This window comes from Rhodobacter sp. TJ_12, from assembly GCF_020023995.1.
Taxonomy (GTDB): domain Bacteria; phylum Pseudomonadota; class Alphaproteobacteria; order Rhodobacterales; family Rhodobacteraceae; genus Rhodobacter.
The window spans coordinates 77,844-87,245 of the sequence record NZ_NRRD01000015.1; the positions used below are offsets into that span (position 1 = coordinate 77,844).

Below are 9,402 nucleotides of genomic sequence, written 5' to 3' on the forward strand. Positions count from 1 at the left end.
TTGCCACGATCCGGCCATGACTTGGCCGCTTTCTTGCGCAGAAACTTGCCTTGGGGCGCGATGCAGCCTGCGGATGATTCATATCAAGGTATCGTTAACCTTTGGTAGATTAATCTAGGACCGCTCGCGCTGTTTCGCGCGGGGCACAGAAGGAGTGCAAGACCATGTCTTACAGTTTGGACCAAGAGTTTCCGGCGCTGTTTGCCACGGATCGGTCCAGACCGAGCCTTACGAGCCGGTGTGAAGATCATGCGCATCAGGCGTCGGATGCGCGCTGGCCGGCGGGATGGTGGATCGTGCCCGCGCTGGGCCTTGGCCTGTCCTTTTGGGTTGGCTTGGCGGTGATCCTGTTCTGATCGGGCACCGCCCCATCGGTTTGCACCCAGCCTAAGCTTGCACAGTGCCCATTGGCCCTTTCTTCAAAGGGGCAAGACAAGCTCGACCGCCAGCCCCCCCAAACGCGTGCTGACACCAAGCTGCAAACTGCCCCCATGGCCGCGCGCGATATCTGCTGCAATTGCCAGTCCCAACCCGACCCCCTGCCCGCGATCTTGGTTGCGCGCCGGATCAAGCCGGGTGAAGGGACGTAACGCCTCTTCGCGCCGCTCGGGCGGAATGCCGGGGCCATCGTCTTCGACCGTCACCCGCAAACTGCGCGCACGCTGCCCGATCACCACCTCGGCGCGCGTGCCATAGCGCACCGCATTGCCGATCAGATTTTCAAGCGCCCGGCGCAGCGCATCGGGGCGCGCAGTCACGATCACCGGCCCCTCGGGGCAATCGGCCAATTGCACCGCCTGCCCCGCACGGCGCGTATCCTCGACCACCTGCGTGACAAGTGCGCAAATGTCGATCCGCTCTGCATCGCCCGAAATCGCCTCTTCGCGCGAAAAGCTCAAAAAGGCATCCACCAGCTTGCCCATATCTGTGACATCGCGCTCCATCGCGGCGACTTCGTCACGCATATCCGGTTCTTCGGGCAGCATCGACAAGCCCAGCCGCAACCGGGTCAGCGGCGTGCGCAGATCGTGGCTGATCCCTGAAAGCATCATCCGCCGTTGTTCGATTTGCCGTTCGATCCGGTCGCGCATCTCTATAAAGGCACGCCCGGCGGCGCGCACCTCAATCGCGCCGGTGGGCCGATAGGGCAAAACCTGCCCCTTGCCAAAGGCTTCGGCCGCCCGCGCAAGCCGCTGGATCGGCCGCAATTGATTGCGCAAGAAAAGATAGGCGATCACCGTCATCAACACCGAAACGAAAACCATCAGCACCAGCAGTTGATGCGGGTTGGAGGCCGAAACCCAGCCGCGCGGAAACCGAATATAAAGCCAGCCGTTTTGCGTCACCGCCCACAACTGCACCGCACCGCCCTGCGTCAGATCGATGGCGCGCAGTTCGGGCAAGCCCTCGCGCAAGGTGCGAATGACGGTGCCGCCGGTAAAATCGCTGGCCTTGCGGGCATCGCCCGTGGGGACCGGCCCCGGCGCGGGCAGTTCCAGCGTCAGATCCAGCGCCTCTTCCAGCGCGCCCATCTGCGCCTGTGCGCTGTCAAGATCGGGCGCGGCATCCGCCCGTTCGATCACGAGAACAATCTCGCGCAACATCGAGCCGGTCATCTGTTCGGTCACGCGTTCGAAATGGCGCTGAATAAACACGACCGAAACCACCAGCTGAATCGTGATCACCGGCAGCACAAGGATCAGCGCAGCCCGTCCATAAAGCCCGCGCGGCAGGAGGTGTTTGAGCCAGAGGAAATTCATGGCAAAAAGCCTAGCGGTGACGGTGAAGGAGGGGAAGCGAAATGGCACTGGAACAGTTGACAGAAGGCATTCGGCGGATTGTGGCGCCCAATCCTTCGCCGCTGACGTACCATGGCACCAATACCTATGTGCTGGGCAATGGGCGAGTGGCGGTGCTGGACCCCGGCCCCGAGATTGCCACGCATCTGCAAGCGATTCTGGACGGGCTTGGCACCGCAGAAACCGTAGCCGCAATTTTGGTGACCCATGCGCATCTGGATCATTCCGAGGGCGCACGCACGCTGGCCACCCGGACCGGCGCCCCGGTTTTTGCCTATGGCCCCCCGCAAGCGGGCCGCTCGGCGGTGATGGAAACGCTGGCGGCCGAGGGGCTTGCGGGCGGCGGCGAGGGGGTGGATGCCAGCTTCTTCCCCGATCAGGTCCTGGGACATGGCACCCGTCTGTCGCTGGGCGACTGGGCGGTGACGGCGCTGTTTACGCCGGGGCATTTTTGCAATCATCTAAGCTTTCGCATGGGCGAGGCGATCTTCACCGGCGATGTGGTGATGGGCTGGTCCAGCACGCTGATCTCTCCCCCTGATGGCGATCTGGGCGATTATTACGAATCACTCGACGTGCTGGCCGCCGAGAATGCACAGGTGTTTTATCCCGCCCATGGCGACCCGATCACCGACCCAGCGGCGCGGCTTGCCGAATTGCGCGCCCATCGCGCGGCCCGCACCGAACAAATCCTCGCCACGCTGGCGGATCAAGGTCCGGCCACGACCACCGCGCTGACCGCTGCCATCTACACCGACACCCCGCCCGACCTGCAATTTGCCGCCCGCCGTAACGTCTTTGCCCATCTGGTGGAACTTGAAAAAGCGGGCCGCGTCAGTGCCACACCGACGCTCGCCAGCGAGGCCGTTTTCATGCTTTGTCCCTCGGGGTAAAAAAAACGCATCTCCCCCCTTGCGCCGCCCCCAGACCCTAGCTATACACCGCCGCGTGTTCCGGCGTAGCTCAGCGGTAGAGCAGTTGACTGTTAATCAATTGGTCGTAGGTTCGATCCCTACCGCCGGAGCCAAAAATCAAAGAAAATCAAGACGTTAGTAGCTGGCCAAAATGGTCAGCGTCCGACGTCCGAACCTGTCCGACTTCGGACGGTGTTCGCGGGCGCTCGATCATGTTGCCAACGCCGGCAAAATGATCCGCATTTGCCGCAGCAAAAAGCCCCGCGAATCGCGGGGCTTTTTGTTTGGCTATGCTCACGCCTTTTTCCTTTCCGGCTTGGTGGGGCGGCGCAGGGCGGTGACCGCGCGGCCCGAGGTTTCGATTTGTGGCGACATGTAGATGTCTGCCAGGTGCTGGTCGGTGGCGGCCGAGTTGCCCAGCACATCGGCCGTGTCATCTTTCGAGGCCCCGCCCGCGCGGGAGAGCGCGCCGAAGGTGCGGCGCAGATCTCGGAATTGCAATTGGGCGATTGCGGTGGCGGCGTCGCCCTGCCCCTTGGCTTGAAGGGCGGCGGCGGCGGCGCGGCGGATGGCGCCCCAGCGGTTTTGGAAACGGTCTTCCGCGCCTGCGCCTGTGAAGGGCTGGCCGGTGCGATCATCCCAGACGAGAGCGGCAGCGGCGAGCGCATCGGCGCTGGCGTGGCCGGCATTGGCGGCGGCGGTGCGCGCGCGGGCCTGCGCGATCGCGGCTTCGAGCGCGGGGGCGGCGTCATCGTGAATGACCACGGTGCCCTGATTGCCGCGCTTTTGGCGCGTGAGGGCCCAGATCCAGCACGGCCGCGGTTCAGCCCAGCCCATCAGTTGCAGCGGCCGACGCTGAAACTCGCCCAAGGTGGCCAGCCGCAAATCGGTTTGGCGCTGGCCCGTGTAAAGGCCGAGCGTCATGGCGGTGACCATGCCGGGCATGTCGAGGATCTGCGCCGCCTCGATCAGCGCATCGAAGTCTGACCAACTGGCGGTTTGGCGCCGCCCCTTGGGCGTGGCCATGCCGAGCCGGGTGCAGGGGTTGGAGTTTTCCGGCCGCCAACCGATCAGTTCGGCATGCGCCATCAGGATCGACATGTGGCGGATCCGCGCCGAGGCGGTGGCGGTGGATTTGGTGGCGAGCAGCGTTTCGTGCCATTCGTGCATCACCGGTTTGGAAAAGTCGATCACCGCATAGGCGCCCCATTTTTGGGCGATGGGCGCGAAGGCTTTGCGGTAGCTGTCTTGGGTCTTGGGCGCGAGGCGGGCAAATTTGGCCGAGCTGGTATAGGCCACAATCAGCCCGTCGATCGTGCGGCCCATTGGGGCTGCGGCAGCGCGCCGCCCGGTTTTGAGTGCGGCGGCCAATTCACGGTTCAGCCTGCCCGCTTCGCGCACCGACCAGGTGAGGCGGTTGGCATCGAGCTCGACCACGTCAAAGCCAAGGCGGCGGGCGGGGTTGGACGGTTCCCACCAGATCCGCCAAGAGCCATCGGCGCGCTGGCGCTGGCGCAGGAGCTGCGGCGGATCGGCGATCAGAAGGCGGGGGGATTTGGACATCGGAAAGGCTTTCGGGGGGATTAACCGTTGGTGATAGGATCTGCCGCCACGGCGAGCGGATCATAGATTTCGCCGCAAGGTTCCCAGTGGCGGGCCGGATCAGTGAGCGTTCGTGCCACGCTCTTTTGGGCCAGATCTTCGGCCTCATATTTATCGGCTGCATGCACCAAGACGGTGCAGGCAACGGGCTGGTTGGCCACCACCGTCACGCGCCACTGCGCCGCCATCACGCCACCGCCTTTCCGGTTTTGCGCCAGACAGCAGCGATCCAGTTGCGCAGGAGGCCGTGCGCCCCATAGGTGCAACTGGTGGCAATGCCGAGGCAGGTGAGGCGATCGGGCGTCGCGGCGCGGCTCGTGGTGTATTTTGCGCCGTAACCGGCCACGAGGCGCGCGATCAGGGCGTCGGGATCTTCGCCCGCATCAAGCGCGAGGGCGAGCGCCTCGGCGCGGTTTTGCGCCAGCGCTGTGCGTTCGGCGGGCGTGAGGTCTGACACCTTGTAAACTGAGGCGTTATAAATGGGGGCTTCGGTTTGCATGGTCATAGCAACAGCTCCATTTCGCGGGCGATCTGGTCGATGTCATGCACTTTGCGCGCATCGTCGTAGGGGGCTGCGATCACATAAAGCCCCAAGTCACTGGCGGCTGGGCCGGTAGCCTCCACGCTCATTTCTGGCCCACGGTCGAGCACCTTTGCGAGCGCAGCCGCTATCAAGCTCGTGCGCTCATGTGCCGGCGTATCTGGGCGGAGCTGCGTCATGCTTTGCGCGCCTCTGCCATCAGGGCTACCTTGCCGGTGGCGATCAGGGCCGGGTCGATATGGGCGGGCACGGGCTGCATGGCCGCTTTGGGCAGGCCCTGGCTTTTGATCCAGAGGGCCACCTGATCGGCGCGCCATTTCAGCGGGCGTTTCCAGTGCGGCAGCGGGATCGGGAAGCCGTGATTGTCTTCCAGCTCGATCCGGCGGCGCAGGAATTCGGCGGGGTCATCATGGCCCAGCATCGCGGCCACCTGGGCGGCATCGACAAAGGCGGGCAAACTCACGCGATCCTTCATGAGTTCATCGAAGCCGCGCGCCTGCCGCAGGATGCGGTCTCCCTTTGGGCCGAACGCCTCGGCAGACCGCTTGAGGTATGAGTAGAACGTCCAACCACGGTAGTCGCTGGTCAGGTTGGACTTCTTGACCTTGCTGAAGCGCTGGGAGAACAGCGGATAGTCGAAGCTGCCAATCAAGATCCCAGCGTCCATCGCCGGGTTGCTCTCGACGTGACGCCGCCCGTCACGTTTCGCCGCCCCTGCCACTTTGCCGTAGAACCGGGATATGGTGCTGTCGCGCACATAGACCCGCCGCCCATCGTACCGGAAGCCCACCCGCTCGTCGAGCAGGATCGAATAGGCTTTGCGGTCCTGCGCCTTCGCAATATCGAGGCCCAAGAGGAACCGCCGATAGCCTTTGACGATCTCGACCGCCGGATCGGGGTTGGGCAGGATCAAGTCCTCGCCCTGTTCAACCAAGGCCTGCATAAAGGTCCCCTGTCGCGGCGAAAAAGCTCTTGTTCGCCCCGCTCGCCAAGCATATACGGGTCGACGGAGACGTGGCCGAGTGGTCGAAGGCACACCCCTGCTAAGGGTGCAGGCGGGAAACCGTCTCGAGGGTTCGAATCCCTTCGTCTCCGCCACATTCTCAGTTTTTGACTATATTTTACTGGCAAATCTGCTGGGCGTTGTTGCTATCCCCAACAAAAATACCAACAACCCGTTCGCGCTTGTTTCAGCCTCGAATGATGCGGCTGATGACGGGAATGCTCATAATATTTTTCTGATCCCACCCGACGACTTCTGCATTGCTGCGTATTGAGGCGTATGGATGCACCGATGGTCGGTGCGTAGAACGCCGAAGGACTTCAAATGAACCAAGTCGAACTCAACGAAATCTATCTAACCGTCAACCAAGTTGCTGAGCGCTATGGGGTGTCGAAAGACACGATCTGGCGCTGGAAGCGGGAAGGCGACTTCCCGAAGGGCGTTAAGGTCGGCCCCAATTGCACGCGCTGGCGGCAGTCGGAGATCATCGCGCACGAAGCATCCTTGCAGACCTGTTGCATGACGCATCTTGCCTTTTGCTGACGAACGGTCGCCTTGTGCGGAAGGGAGGCAATGCGCCCCCTTTCCGCAGGTGAACGGCTGAGGTCTGCCGTTCCGACGCCTCATCCCGCATCCAGAAGTTCGCGCAGCTTGCGCACGCGCTCTGGTGTGATCTTCGGGTCGCGCCCCGCGCTGATTACCCGGATGAACTCGACCCACGCCTTCTCGTTTTCAGAAAGCTGGTCCCACTGTCCCAGTGGTCCCATCGGTGTGATGAAGAGATCGGTCATTTGCCAAAGATACCCCGCAGGGTCGTCCGCCCCCGCGCGGTCATGCGCGGATCGCTGTTGCCCGACGCATCGCGCAACTCCTCAAGCCAAGCGCGTTCATTGGCCGTGACCGGAGAGCCGAAAATCTCGGTGATCGCCTTCGCCGCCGTCGCACCCACCGCCTGCTCAAGCGCGATGCGTAAAAGATAGGCCGGATCGACCTCGAGCGCTTTTGCCAGCGAGGGCACCCGGTCTAAGGGTAACTTGCTTTTGCCCGATTTCAGGATCGACACGAAATTCGCATTCGCAAAGCCCGCCTCGGCGGCGATTTCGCTTTGGGTTTTGCGATGCGCTAAGGCGTCAACACGATCGGTGATGAAGCGCGCGACTTCGCTGTTTTTGAACGGTGTGGTCATTGGTTTTGTCTCACATTTATTGCTGATGAGACGAACGTATCGAAGCGCGCGAACCGCGTCGGGTGGGACTTGCATACGCGACGATGGGAAGTGCAGCGTGACCGAAGTCCTAGGGAAAAGGCGGTGGCATGATGGGGATGCCGCCGGTGCCAGCCGGTCGGGGATGCGCGAACCCTCCACTCCCGAGGAGTATGATGGTGCCGTGGATTAGGGGAGCCGGTTTTTCACTTCTACAGCGACGCCGATCGTTAGAAACTGCTGCGCACTGCTCTTGACAAGGCCTGGATTGACGCTTAGCGGGCCTATTAAGTTTATGTTATTTAATGGAATGCTCTCTATGCGCAGAAGTCTCCCGTTCGTTTTTTCTTTGTTGATTGGAACCGTAGCTTCGCCGGGATTCGCAAAGGATGCGGCCTGTGAGGTCACGCTTGGCGGTGCGCGCATCGACGGAGCGTGCGACTTCCGACCGCGCGGCGGCGGTAGTTTCGACGTGACGATGAAAGATGGTCGCAGCTTCGAGGGGGCACCCTCCCTGTCGCTCGACGTGCTGCGCAAGGGAAGCGGCGAAATCCGCAACGGCAGCCGAAGTCTTGGTGCGGCCAACCGTTCGGACAGCGATCCCGCCTGTTGGGCGGGCGATGACGTGACACTTTGTGTCCGGGCGCTGGGTGAAGGCAATAGCCAAACCTCAACGAGCATGGGGCGTTTCTCGCATCCAACGGATTTGCCCAAGGTGCTCTTGGGGCGCTGCCACATGGGGGGCTGCTGGTGGGCCCGCGTAGAAGATATTGAGGTGATGGGCGAAGGCAGCGCTCTCATTCCCGGCAAGCGCATCCGCGTCAGGAGGAGCAGCCTGAGCCTTGAGGCGGGGAATGACGAGGGCTACGAACGCATTGAAGCCGAGGCCACGGCAGATAATCCGGGCTGGACGAAGACTCGCTATGAGCAGTTCTTCTGTTCTATGGAGCGCCCGGCTTACCTGCGAGACGATGAGGTTTGGGAGGTGCTGACTCCCACGTCTGTTTTTGGGTTCAACGAGGGGATCACCAATATCTACCTGTCATTGTGCCATGCGGACGACTATTCCGGTGACACCGGCGCTGCCTCTGAGTTGGGCTACGAGGATAGAGGCATTGGCTCCGAACAATACGGGAGCTTTACACAACTGACTTCACCGTGAGAACGCATCGCTATCGGGGTGCAGCCAGCGCCAGCCGGTTGGGGACGTGATCAGAGCGCAACAAAATAGCGCCGTTGGAGGCTCTCGATGTGAACTGTGAGCCATTGAGGGGCTCTGAGCTTGGTCCAATCGGCCCAAAGCTCCGGGTAACTCATCGCCCGAAACGCGATGCGGTCCCCCGTCGCGGCCTCGGCGAAACGGTCGATCTCGGCGCGGTGCTGCGCGAAGACCTCGACCTCGGCTGCGTTTGCGGGTTCCCAAAACAGGTAAAGCAAAGTCACCGTGCGGTCCGGGTAGCTGTGCGCGAGACCGAGCGCATGCTTGACGAGCTGGGCGGCGTCGAGGTGGCGATACCGTTTGGGATCGTCGCACAGACGCAGCATCTCGGCGAACCACCGACTTTCACGCCGAGACGCGGGCAGATCGCTCCGGTAGCTGTCGGCGAATTTCGCGGTTTTCGGCGTGAGATATTCGAGGCATTTCGACTCTATCGCGATCAGCCCGTCCGGCGCTTCGAGTATCACGTCGAGGTTCGGAGGGGTGCCTCCCAGCCCGGTCGGGCATTTCTTTTCAAAAGCGACTTGGGTGAAGCCCGCGCGGTCGAGGATATGCAACACCTCAGGCGCCCGCTTGAACGGCGCAAAGACATTCACCGCAAGTGCCGAAGAAGAATGTGCCGCGCGAAACTTCGTCGCGAGTTCCTGACCGCTCCCCTCGGACAGCTCTTGAGCCACGTCATTCGCACATACGGCGGGAAGAAGATTGCGGCGCCAATCGGGGGCATAGCCTTTTTCATCAAGATCGACGCCGGGATGTGCTCTCGCATGTGCGGTGCATAGGGCGGTGATAGCGCGGCTGCGGATCGAAGACTTCAACATGAAAAAGAGGGTGCGCGCGGTTCATGTTGAACGCAAGAGAAACGCCCGGCTACTCGGTTGCATTTGGGTTGCATTCTGGTTGCGTTTTTGGGCAAAATGATGACAAAGCCGTAACAAAATACCCCAAAAGTGGTTGCGTTTTGCGCGCGAGACCCGGAAAACGCAACCTTGCGCAACCCCGAAATCCAATAAAATAAGGGGTTTCGGGGCGTCAGGTTGACAAAAATCACCGAAAACACTTTTTCGGCCCCAAAACGCAACCTGAAGCTCCTTCAGAAACACAATTTTGGGCTGTCCTT

14 protein-coding genes and 2 tRNA genes are annotated in these 9,402 nt (G+C 61.8%); 6 read left to right on the forward strand and 10 right to left on the reverse strand.

The genetic code is table 11. The annotated features are described in order from the left end of the window. Nucleotides 1–164 precede the first annotated feature (164 nt). Nucleotides 165–356 (forward strand): hypothetical protein, encoded by a 192-nt coding sequence (locus CKO11_RS11820; RefSeq protein WP_223638876.1) that lies wholly within the window; start codon nucleotides 165–167, stop codon nucleotides 354–356. 63 nt (nucleotides 357–419) lie between these two features. On the opposite strand, the gene CKO11_RS11825 is transcribed toward CKO11_RS11820, so the two are convergent. Beyond that, complete coding sequence (locus tag CKO11_RS11825; RefSeq protein WP_223638878.1) at nucleotides 420–1,760, reverse strand: ATP-binding protein; 1,341 nt, start codon at nucleotides 1,758–1,760, stop codon at nucleotides 420–422. Nucleotides 1,761–1,801: 41 nt separating this feature from the next. Between CKO11_RS11825 and CKO11_RS11830 the strand changes: the two genes are divergently transcribed. Both CKO11_RS11830 and CKO11_RS11835 read left to right on the forward strand, forming a co-directional pair. After that, a complete protein-coding gene (locus CKO11_RS11830; protein WP_223638880.1) occupies nucleotides 1,802–2,692 on the forward strand; it encodes an MBL fold metallo-hydrolase in 891 nt (296 codons plus the stop codon). Between the two features lie 59 nt (nucleotides 2,693–2,751). Further along, nucleotides 2,752–2,826, forward strand: a tRNA-Asn gene (locus CKO11_RS11835). A gap of 181 nt (nucleotides 2,827–3,007) precedes the next feature. Here CKO11_RS11835 and CKO11_RS11840 read toward each other — a convergent pair. The 5 genes from CKO11_RS11840 to CKO11_RS11855 form a co-directional block, all read right to left on the reverse strand. Then, nucleotides 3,008–4,276 (reverse strand): hypothetical protein, encoded by a 1,269-nt coding sequence (locus tag CKO11_RS11840; RefSeq protein ID WP_223638882.1) that lies wholly within the window; start codon nucleotides 4,274–4,276, stop codon nucleotides 3,008–3,010. A gap of 20 nt (nucleotides 4,277–4,296) precedes the next feature. Next, on the reverse strand, nucleotides 4,297–4,503 hold the full coding sequence (locus CKO11_RS11845) for a hypothetical protein (RefSeq protein ID WP_223638884.1): 207 nt from the start codon (nucleotides 4,501–4,503) through the stop codon (nucleotides 4,297–4,299). Beyond that, nucleotides 4,503–4,814, reverse strand: coding sequence for a hypothetical protein (locus CKO11_RS11850; RefSeq protein WP_223638887.1), 312 nt, complete (start codon nucleotides 4,812–4,814; stop codon nucleotides 4,503–4,505). The genes CKO11_RS11845 and CKO11_RS11850 overlap by 1 nt, the downstream gene beginning before the upstream one ends. Before the next feature lie 2 nt (nucleotides 4,815–4,816). Further along, a complete protein-coding gene (locus tag CKO11_RS17520; RefSeq protein WP_263298464.1) occupies nucleotides 4,817–4,945 on the reverse strand; it encodes a hypothetical protein in 129 nt (42 codons plus the stop codon). 86 nt (nucleotides 4,946–5,031) lie between these two features. Further along, nucleotides 5,032–5,799 carry a hypothetical protein gene (locus CKO11_RS11855; RefSeq protein WP_223638890.1) on the reverse strand — a complete coding sequence of 256 codons (768 nt, stop codon included), beginning with the start codon at nucleotides 5,797–5,799 and terminating at the stop codon, nucleotides 5,032–5,034. A 65-nt stretch (nucleotides 5,800–5,864) separates the two neighbouring features. Between CKO11_RS11855 and CKO11_RS11860 the strand changes: the two genes are divergently transcribed. Together CKO11_RS11860 and CKO11_RS11865 are read left to right on the forward strand one after the other, a co-directional pair. Beyond that, nucleotides 5,865–5,954: transfer RNA gene (locus CKO11_RS11860), tRNA-Ser, on the forward strand. A gap of 229 nt (nucleotides 5,955–6,183) precedes the next feature. After that, complete coding sequence (locus CKO11_RS11865; protein WP_223638893.1) at nucleotides 6,184–6,402, forward strand: helix-turn-helix transcriptional regulator; 219 nt, start codon at nucleotides 6,184–6,186, stop codon at nucleotides 6,400–6,402. An 80-nt stretch (nucleotides 6,403–6,482) separates the two neighbouring features. Here CKO11_RS11865 and CKO11_RS11870 read toward each other — a convergent pair whose 3' ends face one another. Further along, the gene (locus CKO11_RS11870) at nucleotides 6,483–6,650 is read right to left on the reverse strand and encodes a hypothetical protein (RefSeq protein WP_223638896.1); all 168 of its coding nucleotides are present in this window, start codon (nucleotides 6,648–6,650) and stop codon (nucleotides 6,483–6,485) included. Beyond that, nucleotides 6,647–7,045 carry a helix-turn-helix domain-containing protein gene (locus CKO11_RS11875; RefSeq protein ID WP_097081584.1) on the reverse strand — a complete coding sequence of 133 codons (399 nt, stop codon included), beginning with the start codon at nucleotides 7,043–7,045 and terminating at the stop codon, nucleotides 6,647–6,649. The genes CKO11_RS11870 and CKO11_RS11875 overlap by 4 nt, the downstream gene beginning before the upstream one ends. A gap of 337 nt (nucleotides 7,046–7,382) precedes the next feature. On the opposite strand from CKO11_RS11875, the gene CKO11_RS11880 reads away from it, so the two are divergent. After that, nucleotides 7,383–8,225: a hypothetical protein gene (locus CKO11_RS11880; RefSeq protein WP_223638900.1), complete on the forward strand. Its 843-nt coding sequence runs from the start codon at nucleotides 7,383–7,385 to the stop codon at nucleotides 8,223–8,225. Nucleotides 8,226–8,275: 50 nt separating this feature from the next. Here CKO11_RS11880 and CKO11_RS11885 read toward each other — a convergent pair whose 3' ends face one another. Together CKO11_RS11885 and CKO11_RS11890 are read right to left on the reverse strand one after the other, a co-directional pair. Then, nucleotides 8,276–9,103 (reverse strand): PGN_0703 family putative restriction endonuclease, encoded by an 828-nt coding sequence (locus CKO11_RS11885; protein WP_223638910.1) that lies wholly within the window; start codon nucleotides 9,101–9,103, stop codon nucleotides 8,276–8,278. Between the two features lie 21 nt (nucleotides 9,104–9,124). Beyond that, the coding region (locus CKO11_RS11890) for a hypothetical protein (protein ID WP_223638915.1) at nucleotides 9,125–9,402 on the reverse strand (278 nt) is incomplete at its 5' end.